We start from the raw sequence: 17629 nt of genomic DNA on the forward strand, positions 1-17629 counted from the left end.
ACTTATATTTTGCTTTGGAACCTCGGCGCCTCAATCGCCTGCTGCTGCATCCAGCGATAGATAGTCGGGCGTGACACTCCATAACGACGTGCGACCTCAGAGACGTTCCAGCGATATTTCTTTAGTGCCGCCAATAACGGATCGCTCTCGTCGGGGTCGACATCCCGCTCAACGCTCGTTGCCGCGATCGCAGGATCTCTCAAGCACTCGTCTGGTAGGTCATTGGCCGTGATCTGTCCATCGTCGCAGGTAGCTTCTGCAAACGCCAGTGCATTAACAAGCTGACGAATGTTACCCGGCCAGTCATAGGCAAGCAGCGCACTCATCGCATCTGCCCGGATTCGAACATCGGGCAGCTGTCCCTGGTCGATCAGGTGTGTGAGTACCCGGTTAATGACATGCTGTCGGTCAGCCCTTTCTCCCAGAGAGGGCAAGCGCAGCGTGGCCCCATTCAGCCGGTAATAGAGGTCAGCGCGGAACGCACCATGTTCAATCAGTTGGCCCAGGTCCTGGTGCGTGGCGGCTATCACGCGACAGTTCACTTTCACGGGACTGTCGGCGCCCACTGGCAGAATTTCGCCTTCCGCCAGCACCCGCAGCAGCCGGGTCTGGAGCTGCAGGGGCATATCCCCGATTTCGTCCAGGAACAATGTCCCACCATCCGCCTGCTGGATCATTCCCCGCATTCCTCTGGCCCGCGCACCGGTAAACGCGCCCGCCACGTACCCGAAAAGCTCGCTCTCGATCAGTGACTCGGGAATGGCTGCGCAGTTTACGGCAACAAACGCCCGTCGGGAGCGGTGGCTGGACTGGTGTATTGCCCGGGCAAGCACTTCCTTGCCCGTGCCGGTCTCACCCAGCACCAGCAGCCCGACATCTCTGTTCCTCAGTCGTTTGGCAAGGCCAAGAGTTCGCCTCATGACGGGGTCATCCGCTGCCAGCGCATCTAGCTCAGGCACAGATTCATCAGTGGGCAGGGCGTCAGAAGATGCGAAAGCCGTCGACTTGATCCTAGGCTGGATCAACGCTGCAAAAAAGGTATTGCCACTGATGCAGTGCCTGAACGCCCTGACCTGATCATCCTGATCGTAAGGGATGCTCCAGATGTCCCTTAACTCGCATTCAAACAGGCTGGTCAGCTTGGTATCGCTGCCGTTTCCATGGCTCCACATGAGTGAACGACCGGCTGTATTGGCGGCCTCCACGCACCCATCCCCGTCAATGGCGAACAGGTACTGGCCATTTACCTGCACAAACTCCCGCGAGGCATCACACCGGAAGACCGTCTGATTGCGATAACGGCGGAGGAAATAGGCGTCCTCAATCATGCGGGCGTAGAGCTGGGTAAGGTGCAGTGCAAACGTCTGGCTGCTGTGTGGATCAGGCGAATCCAGAGCCGAAATATCGAGTACCGCAAGCAGGTTGCCCAGCGGATCAAGAATGGGCGCCGAGGTGCAGGTCAAGCTTATATGGGTTGCATCGAAATGGTCGACCCGGTGACATGTCAGGGCCTGCCCCTCTTCAATACACGTACCCACAGCACAGGTGCCCGCGTACTTCTCACTCCAATCGGCCCCCAGGTACAAACCGGCTTTACGCAAACGTTGGTCAGAACGCCGATCCCCCAGAAACTGCACGGTAATGCCCCGGTGATCCGTCAACAACAGCACATAACCCAGCTTTGCGATATTCATATACAGTTGCTCAACGCCGGCCCGAGCCACGTTGAGAAATTCATCGACCGAGTCCTGATGCTCCCTCAGGGTTTGATGAGTCACGATCCGGGCACGACGCGGCTGGCTCGGGTCCAGTCCGTACTCGTCAATACATCGCTTCCATGAGCGACCAATCAGTTCGGACTCCGGAGATAAAGCCGCACACACGCCTTCATCCGTATAACTTAGAATCGTATCTATGTGGCGCCGCTGTGCCTGTTGCATCGTCATGCCAAGCTCCTGCATTGCTCTGATATTGTTGTTGTCATTTACGATGAGATACTGCTTCGTCGTTCTGACAGCCTATACCGGATTACCCGGCATCAACATCCTCCTTTAGTGCCTGAGTGATCGTTACACCTGTAACGCATTTACAGGCAATCGCATTACAGCCGTAATGCCAGGGCCTTCTACCACATGGCTCCGCCACCCCCTCCTCCTTTCACAAAAATCCCTGAAACCCCTTTATTTCAGATACCTGGAAAATAAAAAGCCCTTGGAGACCGATGTGGCACGTCATCTGCTCCGTTCCTATTAGCGTGTTCAACAACGCACCGGGGATCAAAGACTCCCCGCCAACAAAAACAATGGAAATCTGGAGAACCGTGATGACCGAAACCCAAATCACCCCCACCCAACGAGTTCAGCAGTGGCTTGACGGGTTCAGCGAGATACTGCAGTCGAGCGATCCTGGAAGGGCGGCGGAACTGTTTGAAGCAAACGGCTTCTGGAGAGATCTTGTTGCAATAACCTGGAACATAAAAACCCTGGAGGGCCGGGACCATATCCGCGACATGCTGGAACAGACCTCGAAACATGTCCTCCCCAGCAATTGGAAGGTTGCCGAAGACGCGACAGAACAGGACGGCGTGACCGAAGCCTGGATTACCTTCGAAACCAGGGATGCTCTGGGTAAAGGGCACATCCGGCTTCGCGATGGCGGTGCCTGGACCCTGCTGACCACCATGCAGGAATTAAAGGAGTTTCCCGAGAAGAAAAACTTTCTTCGACCCAAAGGCGCTCAGCATGGAGCGACCAAGTCACGGAAAACCTGGCTTGAGGCAAAGCAGGACGAAGAACAGGAACTGGGATACAGCCGCCAGCCCTACTGCGTGATCATCGGCGGTGGACAAGGGGGCATTGGCCTGGCCGCCCGTCTGCGGCAACTGGACGTGCCAACGATTGTGATCGAGCGAAACCCGAATCCAGGCGATTCCTGGCGCAACCGCTACAAGTCTCTTTGCCTGCATGACCCGGTCTGGTACGACCACATGCCTTACCTGCCGTTCCCGGACCACTGGCCCGTTTTCGCGCCGAAAGACAAAATCGGCGACTGGCTCGAAATGTACACCAAGATCATGGAGCTCAACTACTGGAGCTCAACAGAGTGCACGGGGGCGCGCTACGATGAGGCCAGTCAGGAATGGGTCGTGGAGGTGGTTCGGGACGGCGAGAAAGTCACCCTTCGCCCCAAGCAGCTCGTGCTGGCTACCGGCATGTCGGGCATCCCCAACATACCCGATATTCCCGGAATGGACAGTTTTGAAGGCGAGCAACACCACTCCAGCAAACACCCCGGTGGCGCTGCCTATAAAGGCAAGAAGTGCGTAGTCCTGGGCGGAAATAACTCCGCACACGATATCTGCGCTGCGTTATGGGAGAACGACGCCGACGTCACCATGGTTCAGCGTTCATCAACCCACATCATCAAGTCCGACACTCTGATGGAGCTGGTGCTAGGCCCACTCTACTCCGAAGAGGCGGTACAGAACGGCATGACCACAGAAAAGGCCGATCTCACATTTGCGTCGGTGCCCTTCAAAATCATGCCCGATATGCACATCCCGGTTTACGAGCAGGTCGCCGAACAGGATGCGGACTTCTACAGTCGGCTGAAGCGAGCAGGGTTCCTGCTGGACTTTGGCGATGATGGCTCAGGGCTGTTCATGAAATACCTGCGCCGTGGCTCAGGCTATTACATCGATGTCGGTGCATCCGAACTTGTCGCCCAGGGCGAAATCAAGCTTAAAAGCGGGGTCGGCATTGAACGCATCAACCCCCGATCTGTCACCCTGACGGATGGCACCGAACTGCCGGCCGATCTGATTGTTTACGCCACCGGCTTCGGCTCCATGAATGGCTGGGCGGCACGAATAATATCCCAGGAGGTCGCCGATAAAGTTGGAAAGTGCTGGGGTATGGGATCATATACCACCAAAGACCCTGGCCCATGGGAAGGCGAGCTGCGCAATATGTGGAAGCCAACGCAACAGGAAGCGCTCTGGTTCCACGGGGGCAACCTGCACCAGTCACGCCACTACTCGCTGTATCTCGCACTTCAACTGAAAGCCCGAAAGGAGGGCATCGACACGCCGGTGTACGGTATGGAAAACGTTCATCACCTTTCCTGACTCCAGGATGGCTGGCCTCGGCCAGCCATCAACAGTGATCAGCAACCAATTCAGGTCAGTTCACAACTGCTCCGGCCGCGGTGGACTGCCCACCCTCACTTCGCTGAGTTTCTCCTGGGCCAGGCCGCGGAACAGGGCAAACATCATGGCGAATACGAGGATGAACATCGGCAGGCCAACCACGGTGATCACTTCCTGCAACGCGGTCAGCCCGGCGTCACCGGCAAGTACGATCAGCATCGCTGCCAGCATGCCTTCAGACACACCCCAGAAAACGCGTTGATGCCAGGGGCCTGGGTCTGGAGAGCCCGTGCATAACATATCGACCACCAGGGAAGCGGAGTCCGATGAGGTCGCGAAGAAGATGGCGACAATCACAACCGCCAAGCCCTGAATCAACGTAGCCCCCGGGAAGTTTTCGAAGAACGCGAACATGGCCAGGGGAACACTCTCCCCTACGGCTTGTGACAACACCCCCGCCTGTTCGCCCAGCGCCTCCCTGGCCTCCGGCCCAATGCCATCGATCTGCATTGCTGACCAGCCGAAAATGGCGAACCAGATCAGGGTGAAGATTGATGGCGCGAACAGGACCCCGAGCACGAATTCACGGATGGTCCGCCCCCGTGAAATCCGCGCCACGAAGATGCCGATAAAGGGCGACCAGGTCACCGTCCAGGCCCAGTAGAATACCGTCCAGCTGCCCTGCCATCCCCAGCCGCCATCGTCGCCGGTATAGCTTGCAAGTGTGTCGTTCCAGAAGGCCATGGGCAGCAGGTTCGATATGTAGAGGCCAAACGTCTCAACCACGGCTCGCAGAAGGAAAACCGTCGAACCGGTGAAGAGCACGAATACCATCAGGCCAACGGCCATACCGATATTGATGTTGGACAACCGCTTCACACCAGAGTCCAGCCCGGCGACGATCGACCCCACAGCGACGGCCGTCAGGATGGCAATGATCAGCACCTTGGTGATTACCGCATCCGGAATGCCAAACAACTCAGTCAGCCCGGCGTTGATCTGCTGCGTGCCCAGCCCGATTGACACCGCCACACCGAACAGCGTGCCGAGGATCGCAAACACATCGAGAGTCTTGCCGAGAGGCCCGTATATGCGGTCGCCGATCAACGGATAGAACACCGAACTGAAGCGCATCGGCAGGTCGTAACGATAGATAAAATACGCAAAGGCAAGCCCCGGCATGGTGAAGATCGCCCAGGTGTGCAGCCCCAGGTGGTAGATAGCGAAGCTCATGGCATCGTCGGCGGCTTCGACCGAATAGGGCTCGACATTCGGCCTCGGCGGGGAAGAAAAGTGCGAGATGGGCTCGGCCACGCCCCAGAACATCAGCACGGTACCGATGCCGCCGGCAAACAGCATGGTGAACCAGGAAATATTACTGTAGGCCGGTTTCGCGTCGTTGCCGCCCAGCCGGATGGCGCCGAATCGGCTGAGCGCAACCCACAAGAGGAACGCTACCCAACTCGTCACCCCGAAAATGAAAAACCAACCCAGGTTGGTAACGATCCATTCACGCCCCGCTCCGAAGGCCTCTCCGATTGGGCCGGGCGCAATCAGGAGCACGACCAGAAACAGGATCATGATCCCAGCGGACGTGAAAAAGATGGTCGGGTTGGTCCTGAGACCCAACTTTTTTGCGAGAGCTTCCATGACGATTCCTCCCCGAGTCTTTCCGACAACATAGGAGCTAATCGAACGGCACGCCAAATTGTGGGCGAGATTTCATGTTTCTGAAGGCAAATGGCTATCGCCAGAGAACGCTGAAATCCCGGTTGATTACTACTGGGACTTGCTCGAATAGACGCTCAAGGCCGTCACTGTGACCAGGATGAGCCCCATGCCGAGGAACTGGACGCCGCCCAAGCTCTCATTGAGCAATAAAATTCCGAAGAGCGTAGCGGTAACAGGTTCGACCATCGCTACAACGGCAGCGACGGTTGGTACGGTGTGCTTGAGACCCACGATATAGCTTATAAAAGACACGCCACCACCGAGCACCCCCAGCGCCATGAACATCGGCCATTCCGGTGCACCCAGCACAGCAATGACCTGCACAAGGCTGGCTGGCCAGATCAGAACAATACCGAGCACGGCAAACGCGATCACCAGAGCAGCCTGAGGGCTGCCGTTCCTGGCAGCAAACTTGAAGCCGAAAATAAACAATGCATAGGACAACCCCGAAAGCAGGCCGGCAACCACGCCAACCCACGTAATACTGCTACCGCCAACGTCATAGATACCCGTGAGTAGAGCGATGCCGACAATAACGATGACAATGGCCACGCATTTGAACGGCGTCGGCTGCTCCAGCCCGATGGCAAAGGAAACCAGAAACACGAACACCGGGGCGCAATACATGAGGGTCGCCGCGACGGCAACGCTGCCCTCGGAGATACTGAGGAAATAGAAGGAGAAGTTGCCCGCCACGCCAACGCCGGCCACCGCCGCCCAGAACCAGAGCCGCGGCTTGGCCAATCCGCTGTTCCCAGGACGTAGAATCAGCCAGACAAGTACAAACAGCAGGCCGACAATCCCCCGGTAGAACGAGACTACGAACGAGCCCCACCCTTCTGCGAGCAGGATGGCGCCGATACCACCCGAAAGCCCCCAGAAAAGGGCTGCAAGCGCTACAAGCATTGCACTTCTTAGCGCGCGGTCACCGGATTGTTCTGGCGTGTGATCAGTCAGAATACTCTCCCGCCCGGCCAAACGATTGCTGGTAGACACGGTTCATTCAGGGTGACTGCGGAAACTGGGCACCGTCAATACGTTGGAGCCGCAAGCCGACCTGATGTTCGCCGCAGTAATCCCGGGCGCTGCCCCCTACGCAAACAGGGCAAAAATTACGGCAATCCCCAAAGAAACCAGCAACGACATTGGAATAGTCAAAGCGATCTCCTGCGACGGCCCTTGATAGCGCACCGACAGTACGTAGCTCATTACCGCCACCGGCATCGCACACTGAATCAGGAAAACCTGCGCTTCCATGGCGCTCAACGGCCAAATCAGCAACAGCACCCACGCAAGGGCTAGACCACCCAATGGCCGATACAGACTGAACACGAGAGGCCTTAGCATATCCCGCGCGCCTGACAGCCGCAGGTTGGCAATAGAGCTGCCCAATTGCATTAGCATTATCGGTACGGTAATCGAGCCCAGCATATCCAGCGTTATCATCACCGGTCCAGGCGGGCGAATGTTTGTCGCCAACAGAAAAGCACCTGCGATCAATGCCAGGACGGGCCCGTTCTTCAGCATTGCCCTGATGGAAAACCGCCCGGACAGGCAGCCGATTCCCAACGTAAAATGACTGACCTGAATCACCGAGGAAATCACCACCGCCAGCCCAAGCGACTGCGGGCCAAACAGCGCAAAGCACACCGGAATCCCCATATTGCCCGTATTCGGGTGCACCAACGCCGGAAGATAGGACCTCACCGGCAGGCCAGCTAGCGTAAGCAACAGTGCAGTGACCATCGCCATGACGACCAGCCAGGCCACGGTAATGCCTACAAGGGCACCCATTCCGAAAATGTCCATATCCATGCTCAATACGGAGTGGAGCAGCAACGCGGGGATTCCAACGGTGGTAACCAGGCCAGCCAATGCCTTGCCGTCAAAAAAATCGGTTTTTCGGCCAAGAATGGCCCCGAGGAGTATCAAAGACAGCAGAGGGACAAGGGCTTCTGTGAGATGCTGAATCATAGTGAATAAAGAGAGGTCATGGTTTCAGGCTAAAGGGAACGGGGTTTGGCACTTTCAATACTCGGGTATAACTTCAACGCGAGATCATAAATAATGATGCCATATAGACTACCATTAAGCCCCAATATCCCGGGGTAAAGGTAGCTCCGCGAAAACCGATACCTGGCCGTATTGCTGATAAGCCAATCTGCCACCGCCTTTGCCGTGGCAGGTTATAGAAAAGTACCTGAGGGCAGGTTAACCTGTAACCTATTGAATCTATGTTTTACTACTTTGGCTTTGGCTCCAACATGAGCATGCTCTCGCTGAGAGCGAAGGGTGTCGAGCCTCGGGCATCTACGAAAGCGGTGCTGCGCGGATGGCGGTTACGCTTCAACGTGCAGCACTTCTTCCGCCATGAGGGTGGTGTTGGCAACATCGAAAACACCGGCCACCCGGACGACCGGGTTCTCGGCGTGCTCCATGAATGCCCCGACGAGGCGCTTTCTCTGTTGGATCAGGCCGAAGCTTACGGGCATGGCTATAACCGCATAGAGATCGAGGTAGAGCCGGATAACCCTAGCGCGGCAATGGCCCCGAAGGTCTCTGCTCTCACCTATGTGGGCATGCCCCAATTTATCGACAACGACTGCCGACCAAGCCGTCGTTACCTGAACATCGTTCTGGAGGGAGGCCGCCAGGCCGGACTGGATGGCAAATACCTGGAGTCACTGGCCAATCAGCCCATTCATCAACTTGATGAGTACCCAACGTTCGCGGCACCACCCGGAGACTACCCAACATTTGACCGGGCGTTGCTGGCAAAACAGCCGCTGTACACGGCCCTCTACGGGGCCGTGTTTGATATGTCCGAGGCGAGGCCTCTGCACCACTTCCTCAAAGGCTTTTTTGGAGGCAGGGACATGACGCTTTTTCACCTCAGGCGGCTGGACAGCAGCAACGTTGATGAAACCATGGACGATATCCGGAACGGACGCCTCAACAAGGCCCAGAAGCGATACCTCAACGCCTATCTGAACGAATACGCCAGAGAGTATCGCTACGTCGGCCGCTATAACTATGATAAAGACTGAGGAGTTCTCATGCCGTCTTTCCCGCCAGCCCTGGCACACAATGCCATCGAAGAGATCCTGCCGGATCTGTTTTTTGTCAGTGGTGCCATGGAAACCGTCCTTATGGACCTGGATTGGCAATTCAGCCGCAACATGACCATCGTCCGTGACGGTGAACGGCTGATCCTCATCAATACGGTCCGCCTTGATGATGACGGCCTGGCGGAACTGGACCGACTGGGAAAAGTAACCGACGTGATTCGGCTTGGCGCTCTGCATGGGCGTGACGATGCGTTCTATGTTGACCGTTACCAGGCGCAGTACTGGGTGATGCCAGGTCTGGAACCGGAGGACCAAAGCGGGTCTGAAAGAGAGACAAACGTCCTCGGCCAGACGCTGCCCCTGAGTGACGCATCGCTATTTCAGTTCCAAACTACCAAACTTCCTGAAGGCGTACTCCACCTCCAGCGGGATGGCGGCATCCTGATAGCCTGTGACGCCCTGCAGAACTGGCTGAAACCCGACGAGCACTTCTGCGACGCCTCGCGACAGCGAATGGAGCAGATGGGCTTCTTCACACCCGCCAACATTGGCCCAGTCTGGCTGCAGGCGGCGGAACCTGCTGCCGAGGATTTTAACCGCCTCAAAACACTGAACTTCAAACACGTTCTCTGTGGCCATGGCCAACCCCTACTGGACAACGCCAAAGAGGACTTCAGCGCCACCTTCGATCGAGTGTTCCATTGCCAGGCGTGATCCCCAGGAGCGGCACCTGATGCAGAGCGAATTACAGCTGCCCGGATACACAATCTCCTTCTGCCTCTGGAGAAAAGCAGGCCGGGCGGCCTATCGCGCACGGCGACTCTCGGACGGTGCAGACGTCTGCATTGAAACCCTTGATACCGAATATCCCGACCGCAGGCAGGTGGCCACGCTCAATCACGAAGCCAGCATTGCTTCACGGCTCGACGGCGTGAAAGGCGTACGCAGGGTTCATGACATATTGCCACACGGTAGTGGGAACCTGGCGCTCGTCACCGATCCCTGTGAGCGTTCGCTTGCCTCGGTAATGGCCGAGAGCCGTAACAGACGCTTGCCCCTGCCCCAGGCGCTGAAAATAGCCCAGGCCCTGGTACAGATTCTGAGCGACATCCACGCACAGGACATCGTGCACAAGTCGCTGACACCCCATAACGTCCTGTTTGACTCAAGAAGTGGCGCACTGGTGCTGTCGGGGTTCAATATAGCATCGGAGCTGGGGCAGGAGCGGCAGGCCAAACAGCTGCCCAATCAGCCCGAGGCGGCATTGGCCTACATGTCGCCGGAACAGACCGGGCGCATGAATCGGAGCCTCGACTACCGCTCGGACTACTATTCCCTCGGCTTGCTGCTGTTTGAACTTCTGACCGGCCAACCTCCGTTTACAGCCAACAATACCCTGGAGTGGGTACACAGCCACATAAGTCGTCTGCCTCCGGCGCCTCACACCGTGTTTGAGGACATACCCGAGGCCCTTTCAGACATTGTGCTGAAGCTTCTGGCCAAATCCCCGGAAGAACGTTATCAAAGCAGCCTGGGCCTGCTGCACGACCTATCCCGTTGCGCCACGTCGATAGAACAGGATCTGCCACTGCTGCCCTTCACACTGGGTGAAAAGGATCATCTGCAGAAGTTTCTGATTCCCCAGGCACTTTACGGCCGCGAGCGCGAGCTGCAGGAGCTGCTGGGCCTGTTCGAGCAGGCGGTGGAGGGACGATCCCGCTTCTGCCTGGTTCACGGCTACTCCGGCGTTGGCAAGTCGGCACTGGTCAACGAAATTGATCGCTACCAGATCCGCGAACGCGGCTTCCTGGTCCAGAGCAAGTTCGACCAGTTCCAGCAAAGCGAAGCCTACTCAGCACTGGCAGCCACCTTTCGTGCCCTCGTGCAGCAAATCATGCTAGAGCCCGACAACCAGCTTGACTGCTGGCGCACCGAACTGCTTGGTGCGCTGGGGCCCAACGGCGCCCTGGTGATCGACCTGGTGCCGGAGCTGGCGCTGATTATCGGCGAACAACCCCCTGTGACCGAGCTGCCACCCTCAGAGAGCCGTAACCGGTTGCAGCTGGTACTGACCGCATTCCTGCGAGTGTTTGCCGGCGAAGGCCATCCGGTCGTGCTGTTCCTGGACGATCTGCAGTGGAGCGACACCCCAACCCTCGACCTGATACGCCGTATAGTCACCTCCAGGGACCAGAGCCACCTGTTGTTGATTGGTGCCTATCGCAGCAATGAAGTCGGCCCTGGGCACCCCCTCAGATTGCTCCTGGATGACCTCAACAACCATCGGCGAATTCATCAGATCCCTGTGGGGCCGCTTGATGAATCGTCGGTGGACCAAATGGTGGCCGATGCCCTGCGTTGCGAGCCGGAAACAAGCCGCACACTGAGCGAGATGCTGTTTCACCGCGCCCAGGGCAACCCCTTCTTTACCAACGAGTTGCTGCGACAGTTCCATGCCCAGGGGGCAATCTGGTCAGATTCGGGCAGTGGCCAATGGCACTGGCAGCTCGACAGGGCCAGTTGGGATGAAACCAGCCATGACGTGGTTGAGTTCATGCTGGATAACCTGCGAAAGCTCCCGGACGAAACGCAGAACGTACTTCAACTGGCCGCCAGCATCGGGAATACCTTTACCCTGCAAACGCTCGCCACCATCTACGAGCATACCGTTGCGGAAACCGCCCGGGCCCTTCTGCCGGCGTTGAAACAGTACACCGTGCTGCCGCTACACAGTGATTATCGCCTGGCGAGACACCAGGACGGAGAGCGGGTGCTCAACCCCAGCTATCGTTTTCAGCATGACCGGGTGCAGCAGGCTGCCTACAACCTCATCGCAACCGGCGAGCTCCCCCGGGTACACCTAACGGTCGGGCGCCTGATGCTACAACACGGCGGCGGGCAGGTCGCCGATGACCAATTGATTGATATCGTTAATCATCTCAATCAGGGGCGTGCGCTGATCCAGTCCGGGCCAGAACGCCTTCAACTGGCCGAGTTCAACCTTCGTGCCGGCAGTCGCGCCCGACAAACCTCGGCCTATCAACAGGCACTCGACTACTTGCAGGTCGCCGAGGAATTGCTGCCAGACGACGCCTGGTCACAGATGCCCTCACTGATGGCCACATTGGCGTCAGAGATACAGCTTTGCCTCTACCTCACCGGACGTACCGAAGAGGCCGACCATTGGTTGGAACAGATGCTGGACCATGCGGACTCCCGGCTGCATCGCGCCGACATTCTCGCCATACGTACCCGGCAGAATGCCACGCTGGGTAGAATGGAGGCGTCTATTCACGCTGCCATTGAGGGGCTGGCACTACTGGGTGTCAATTTCACCGAACACCCCAGCCAGCACGATATCGATGTCGAACGCCAACGGGTACTGACGAACCTGGCTGGCCGCGAAATCACCGATCTGGTTGGCGCTCCTGTCATCGAAGACCCAGCCACATTGACCGCCATGCGTCTGCTGATGGAAATCTTTGCGGCCGCGTTTCTCTCCGGCAGCAAGCTGTTCAGCTACCTGGTGCTAAAAGCGGTTAACCTGGCTTTGCATCGGGGCAACTGCCCGGAATCGGCGTTTGCCTATGCCGCCTACGGCATGCTTTTGTGTGGTGAGCTGGACGAGCCCGCCCTGGGCTATCAGTACGCCAAGGTTGGCCTGGCCATCAATGAACGGCTTGATGACCTCAGCCTGAGGGCGCGCGTTATCTATGTATACGCCATGTTCGTTCATCACTGGAGCAACCACTGGGCAACGCTCACGCCCTGGTTCCGCAAGGGCATCGAAGCCGGCTATCAATCCGGCGACCTGCTCTATCTGGCCTACAGTGCCCAGGACTGCGTGATCTGGGACCCGGGCATGGATCTGGAAACCGCAAGCCAGTTGCATCAGGAAAACCTCGACATCGTTCGCGAGTGCGCCTACCAGGATTCGCTGGACTCCGGTTCCCTCTTCCTGCAGATGCAGCGCAATTTTCTTGGCACCACCCACTCACCGGCCAGTCTGAGCACCGATGATTTTGATGACCAGGCGTGTCTCGAGGCAATGAGTACGCGCCAGTTCATAACCGGCATTGCCAATCATCATATCTACAGTGCCGAGATCAACCTGCTCTACGGGAACTACGAACAGGCACTGCACTTTGTCAGAAAGCAGGACAAGCTAATCAAGTCCGCGATGTCCCTGCCCCAGCTCGTGCGTTTCTACATTGTTGCCAACCTCACCCTCACGACTCTATTCCCCACCATGAACAGGGCTGACCAACAGGCCACACGAGAACGCCTGGAACGGGACCTGGCGCGCATGACCCGTTGGGCGGACAATTGCGAAGCGAATTTCCGCCACCTTCAATTTCTGATGACCGCAGAACTCGCCCGCCTGGATGGCAGGCACGACGCCGCACTGGAGCTCTATGACACGGCCATCGACACGGCACGGGCAAACGGCTTCCTGCGCGATGAGGCCACTGCCTTTGAGCGCGCCGCACGGCACCTGCTGGCACTGGGTAAAGGGCGCTCAGCCGAGGGTTATCTCCGTGGTGCCCACGGGGTATACAACCGCTGGGGCGCACAACGCAAGGTAGAACAGCTGGAGGACGAGTTCCCGGTGCTTCGTCAGTGGGTTCAGGCCCACCTCAGCCCACCAGGAAGCCATTTGGCCAGTCTCGACCTGGCATCGGTTATGAAAGCCTCTCGTGAGATCTCCGGCGAGATGGTGCTGGACCAGCTGTTGCAGAAAACCCTGGCGATTCTGCTGGAAAATGCCGGTGGGCAATGGGGCTGCCTGATTGTCCGGGCCGGTGGTGCGTTCAGTGTCGAGGCCATAATCCGGCCAGAGCAGCCGTCACCACAGGTTGAAATCCCCACCCACTCAACACTCAGTGATCGTCAGGGCAAGGCCCTCGCCCTGCCAATGAGCGTGATCAGCCAGGTGTTTCAAAGGGGCGAAGCCGTGGTCCTGCACGATGCCATGGCCGACGGCCCGTTTGTGAACGACCCCTACACCGTTCACCTGCATCCACGATCAGTACTGTGTGTCCCTATCATCGTGCGGGAACGTTTTGAGGCGGCGGTCTACATGGAGAACAACCTGACCGACGCCGTCTTCACCGACGACCGGGTGGAATTGATTCAACTGCTCTCCGCCCAGGCGGCTGTCGCCATCGAAAACGCCCGGCTCTACACCCAGGTACAAGACCATTCCCGGCTCCTGGAAGAGAAGGTGGTTGAACGCACGGCAGAGCTGGAAGAACTCAATGAAGAACTGCAACGCCTGGCCGACCGCGATGGCCTGACCGGCGTCGCCAACAGGCGTTCCGGTGACGCCTACCTCAAAGACACCTGGCTGCGCCTGAGAAGGCAGCCCCAGCCCTTATCTGTGGTTATGCTCGATGTGGATCACTTCAAGCACTTCAACGACAATTACGGCCACCAGATGGGTGACGAATGCCTGATCCGGGTTGCCGAGACACTGCAGGCGCAACTGCAGCGCTCAACCGACATGGTGGCGCGCTACGGGGGAGAAGAGTTCATTCTGATACTCCCCAATACTGACGAAAATGGTGCGATACAGGTCGCTGAAAATGCCCGCGTTGCCATCGAAGCATTGGACATCAGGCACGACCATTCAACGGCGCGAGATTGCATCACCGTCAGCGTGGGCTGCGCCACCATCGTTCCCGATGACAAGAGCAGTCTCGAAGAATTGGTCTTTGCCGCCGATGCGGCACTCTACAAAGCCAAAGAGAGCGGCCGAAACCGAATTCAAGCGGCTGAGAGCGCTTGAGATAACGAGACTTTTTTACCAAACTCAGTGATCTTGAGATTATGATCAACGCATTTGCCGTATCCAACTACCGCAGCCTTAAGAGTATCGTCGCGCCCCTGACCGGCCTCAATGTGGTAACCGGGCCCAACGGCTGCGGCAAGTCCAACCTTTACAAGTCTCTGCGGTTACTGGCTGAAACCGCAAAGGGCAACTTAATCTCGTCGATCGCGCAGGAAGGCGGGCTGGATTACACGTTCTGGGCAGGGCCGGAGACCTTTACCAAAGGCATGAAAGACGGTGTCGATCCCGTACAGGGCTCTGCCAAAAAACAGAACAGCCGGCTTAGGCTGGGCTTTGTGGGTGAAGACTTCGGCTACGCCATCTCACTGGGCATGCCCGCCCCTCAGGGATTTGCGGGCTACCAGGACCCGTCCATGTTTCAGTTTGACCCGGAAATCAAGCGCGAGTGCATTTGGGCGGGAGACGTCTGCCGTCCCAGCAGTTGCCTGATTGACCGGGTCGGGCCTGTGGTGAAAGTGCGCAACGGTCGTAAATGGGAAGTCTACAACGCCCACCTCAACACCTACGAAAGCATCCTCAACGAAATCAGCGATCCGGTGGCTGTGCCCGAGGTTCATGCTGTCCGGCAAACCATCCGCAACTGGCGCTTCTACGACCAGTTCCGAACCGATCCCCAGTCCATCATCCGCACTCCCCAAATCGGTACGCGAACGCCGGTGCTTGATCACGACGGCCATAGCCTGGTCGCGGCTCTGCGGACCATCCACGAGATTGGCGACCGGGCGGCGTTGTACGATGCCATTGAGGATGCCTTTCCCGGGGCAACCATCAACTTTGAGGCAGACTCCGGCAACCGTTTCATACTGCAGTTTTTGCAGGAGGGGTTGCTGCGCCCCTTAAACCAGGCGGAGCTGTCGGACGGCACGCTTCGCTACCTGTTGCTGGTAGCCGCACTACTCACGCCAAGACCACCGTCACTATTGGTGCTTAATGAACCGGAAACCAGCCTGCACCCGGATTTGCTGCCTGCCTTGGGGCGCCTGATCAATCGCGCATCACGTGAAACCCAGGTGTGGGTCGTTTCCCACGCACCACGTTTGGTGGCAACTCTGGAACAGGATGGCGACTGTAACTCCATCGCCCTGAACAAAGACCTTGGCGAAACCATCGTCCTGGGGCAGGGTTTGTTGGATGCGCCACCCTGGCAATGGGCGGATTAATAATGGAATTCACTTTCCTGGGCACATCCGCCGGCACCCCGACACGGTCACGAAATGTGAGCGGGCTGGCCCTGTGTCACTCCGGTCCCAAACCCTGGTATTTGATCGACTGCGGTGAAGGCACGCAACATCAGTTGCTTCGCACCCGCTACTCGGTTGTGCAATTACGCGCCATCTTCATCACCCATATCCACGGCGACCACACGTTTGGCCTTCCAGGGCTGCTCACCAGCGCCTCCATGCTTGGCCGCACGGAACCGTTGGACATCATTGCCCCCACCCAGGTACAACGCTTCATCAGCGCAGTGCTCGCAAACAGCGACTCCAGTCTCAGCTACTCGCTAAACTTCATCGATTCCGAAGCATCGGATTTCCAGTGGCAGGATGAGCACGTCAGGGTTACCAATGTGGCACTTTCCCATCGTGTCGCCTGCCGCGCCTATGTGTTCACCGAGCAAAGCCTGGAGCGACAACTACTTCAGGACAAATTAAGCGCGGAAGGCATAGAGCCCGGTCCCGGCTGGGGCGAATTGCAGAAAGGAAACGATATAACGCTGGAGGATGGCCGCCTGCTCAGAAGTGACGATTACACGCACATTCCCCGCGCGGCCCGCCGCCTGATCGTCGCAGGCGACAACGACACCCCGGACCTGCTGGCCGGTGCCTGCGAGGGCACCCATGTGCTGATCCACGAAGCCACCTATACCCAGGATGTGGCCGACCGGGTCGGCCCCTGGCCCCAACACAGCTCCGCTGAACAGGTGGCCCGGTTCGCCCAACAGGCTCACTTGCCCAACCTGGTGCTGACCCATTTCAGCTCACGTTACCAGTCCGGGCCGGGAGGCGCGCCCCACATCAACCAACTGGCGGCCGAAGCCATGCAGCACTACAAGGGCCAACTGTTTCTGGCGCAGGATTTTGATACCTATCGGCTGGAAAAGGATTTGTCGTTGAGTTGCCTGACCCAAACACATTCAATCTGACGAAGGATATTCACAATGACGTATCAGTTCGAAGACCTAAGGAAGGCTTGCCGGACAGAATGGCGCGACTACATTGAACACAGTTTCGTAAAGCAGTTAGGCGATGCGTCGCTCGCTCCCGAAGCGTTTCAGCACTACCTCAAGCAGGATTACCTGTTCCTGATCCAGTTTGCCCGCGCCTTCGCCCTGGCGGCCTACAAAAGCCCAACCTTGCTGGATCTCCGCCAGGCAAAGGAAGGCTTGCAGGCCATCGTGGATGTAGAGCTGGACCTACACATCAGCTACTGCAAGGAATGGGGCATTTCAGAAGCAGAACTTGCCAACCTGCCGGAAGCGCGCGCCACCCTTGCCTACACACGCTATGTGCTCGACACGGGCAACCGCGGCGATTTGCTCGACCTGCATGTTGCGCTCTCACCCTGCATGGTGGGCTACGGGGAAATCGCCAATTGGCTGAACAAACGGGCAGAAACCATTCGGGGAGACAAAAACCCGTATGACGCCTGGATCGCCATGTATGAAAGCGACGAGTTCCAGCAGGCCATGCACGCGGAAATCCAGTGGCTGGATGAACGACTGGCGGATGTATCCCCCGCCAGGTTCGAGCAGCTTACCCGGATATTCAGCGACGCCACCCGGCTGGAAATCGATTTCTGGGAAATGGGTCTGAAACAGAGCGATTGAGAAAC

The 17629-nt window shown here is 57.7% G+C and carries 11 protein-coding genes; 7 read left to right on the top strand and 4 right to left on the bottom strand.

Annotation, left to right across the window (positions count from 1 at the left end):
• Positions 1-2: 2 nt before the first annotated feature.
• Complete coding sequence (locus tag MDG893_RS05225; RefSeq protein WP_007152686.1) at positions 3-1946, bottom strand: sigma-54-dependent Fis family transcriptional regulator; 1944 nt, start codon at positions 1944-1946, stop codon at positions 3-5.
• 377 nt (positions 1947-2323) lie between these two features.
• Here MDG893_RS05225 and MDG893_RS05230 point away from each other — a divergent pair, with 377 nt between their 5' ends.
• Entirely contained in the window at positions 2324-4126 is a 1803-nt protein-coding gene (locus MDG893_RS05230) for a flavin-containing monooxygenase (protein WP_007152687.1), read from the top strand.
• 60 nt (positions 4127-4186) lie between these two features.
• Here MDG893_RS05230 and MDG893_RS05235 read toward each other — a convergent pair whose 3' ends face one another.
• The 3 genes from MDG893_RS05235 to MDG893_RS05245 all read right to left on the bottom strand — a co-directional run bounded on the left by MDG893_RS05235 (position 4187) and on the right by MDG893_RS05245 (position 7852).
• On the bottom strand, positions 4187-5797 hold the full coding sequence (locus tag MDG893_RS05235; protein WP_007152688.1) for a BCCT family transporter: 1611 nt from the start codon (positions 5795-5797) through the stop codon (positions 4187-4189).
• 129 nt (positions 5798-5926) lie between these two features.
• Positions 5927-6784 (bottom strand): EamA family transporter, encoded by an 858-nt coding sequence (locus MDG893_RS05240; protein WP_007152689.1) that lies wholly within the window; start codon positions 6782-6784, stop codon positions 5927-5929.
• A gap of 186 nt (positions 6785-6970) precedes the next feature.
• The gene (locus MDG893_RS05245; RefSeq protein ID WP_007152690.1) at positions 6971-7852 is read right to left on the bottom strand and encodes an AEC family transporter; all 882 of its coding nucleotides are present in this window, start codon (positions 7850-7852) and stop codon (positions 6971-6973) included.
• A 260-nt stretch (positions 7853-8112) separates the two neighbouring features.
• Between MDG893_RS05245 and MDG893_RS05250 the strand changes: the two genes are divergently transcribed.
• From MDG893_RS05250 to tenA, 6 genes are read left to right on the top strand one after another with little or no spacing between them, the layout of a single operon-like run.
• A complete protein-coding gene (locus tag MDG893_RS05250; protein ID WP_007152691.1) occupies positions 8113-8925 on the top strand; it encodes a gamma-glutamylcyclotransferase family protein in 813 nt (270 codons plus the stop codon).
• Between the two features lie 9 nt (positions 8926-8934).
• Positions 8935-9660: a hypothetical protein gene (locus MDG893_RS05255; RefSeq protein ID WP_007152692.1), complete on the top strand. Its 726-nt coding sequence runs from the start codon at positions 8935-8937 to the stop codon at positions 9658-9660.
• Positions 9661-9679: 19 nt separating this feature from the next.
• On the top strand, positions 9680-14734 hold the full coding sequence (locus MDG893_RS05260; RefSeq protein WP_007152693.1) for a diguanylate cyclase: 5055 nt from the start codon (positions 9680-9682) through the stop codon (positions 14732-14734).
• 41 nt (positions 14735-14775) lie between these two features.
• Positions 14776-15957: an AAA family ATPase gene (locus MDG893_RS05265; protein WP_007152694.1), complete on the top strand. Its 1182-nt coding sequence runs from the start codon at positions 14776-14778 to the stop codon at positions 15955-15957.
• A gap of 2 nt (positions 15958-15959) precedes the next feature.
• Positions 15960-16940, top strand: coding sequence for a ribonuclease Z (locus tag MDG893_RS05270; protein ID WP_007152695.1), 981 nt, complete (start codon positions 15960-15962; stop codon positions 16938-16940).
• Between the two features lie 15 nt (positions 16941-16955).
• A complete protein-coding gene (tenA, locus tag MDG893_RS05275; protein ID WP_007152696.1) occupies positions 16956-17624 on the top strand; it encodes a thiaminase II in 669 nt (222 codons plus the stop codon).
• The last annotated feature ends 5 nt before the right edge of the window (positions 17625-17629 follow it).

It is taken from the genome of Marinobacter algicola DG893 (assembly GCF_000170835.1).
GTDB classification, from domain to species: Bacteria; Pseudomonadota; Gammaproteobacteria; order Pseudomonadales; family Oleiphilaceae; genus Marinobacter; species Marinobacter algicola.

Bases quoted from the DNA above. Each gene is read 5' to 3' on its own strand.
- MDG893_RS05260 (WP_007152693.1), top strand. From the start codon at position 9,680: ATGCAGAGCGAATTACAGCTGCCCGGATACACAATCTCCTTCTGCCTC.
- MDG893_RS05270 (WP_007152695.1), top strand. From the start codon at position 15,960: ATGGAATTCACTTTCCTGGGCACATCCGCCGGCACCCCGACACGGTCA.
- MDG893_RS05235 (WP_007152688.1), bottom strand. From the start codon at position 5,797: ATGGAAGCTCTCGCAAAAAAGTTGGGTCTCAGGACCAACCCGACCATC.
- tenA (WP_007152696.1), top strand. From the start codon at position 16,956: ATGACGTATCAGTTCGAAGACCTAAGGAAGGCTTGCCGGACAGAATGG.
- MDG893_RS05225 (WP_007152686.1), bottom strand. From the start codon at position 1,946: ATGACGATGCAACAGGCACAGCGGCGCCACATAGATACGATTCTAAGT.
- MDG893_RS05245 (WP_007152690.1), bottom strand. From the start codon at position 7,852: ATGATTCAGCATCTCACAGAAGCCCTTGTCCCTCTGCTGTCTTTGATA.
- MDG893_RS05250 (WP_007152691.1), top strand. From the start codon at position 8,113: ATGTTTTACTACTTTGGCTTTGGCTCCAACATGAGCATGCTCTCGCTG.
- MDG893_RS05255 (WP_007152692.1), top strand. From the start codon at position 8,935: ATGCCGTCTTTCCCGCCAGCCCTGGCACACAATGCCATCGAAGAGATC.
- MDG893_RS05240 (WP_007152689.1), bottom strand. From the start codon at position 6,784: ATGCTTGTAGCGCTTGCAGCCCTTTTCTGGGGGCTTTCGGGTGGTATC.
- MDG893_RS05230 (WP_007152687.1), top strand. From the start codon at position 2,324: ATGACCGAAACCCAAATCACCCCCACCCAACGAGTTCAGCAGTGGCTT.
- MDG893_RS05265 (WP_007152694.1), top strand. From the start codon at position 14,776: ATGATCAACGCATTTGCCGTATCCAACTACCGCAGCCTTAAGAGTATC.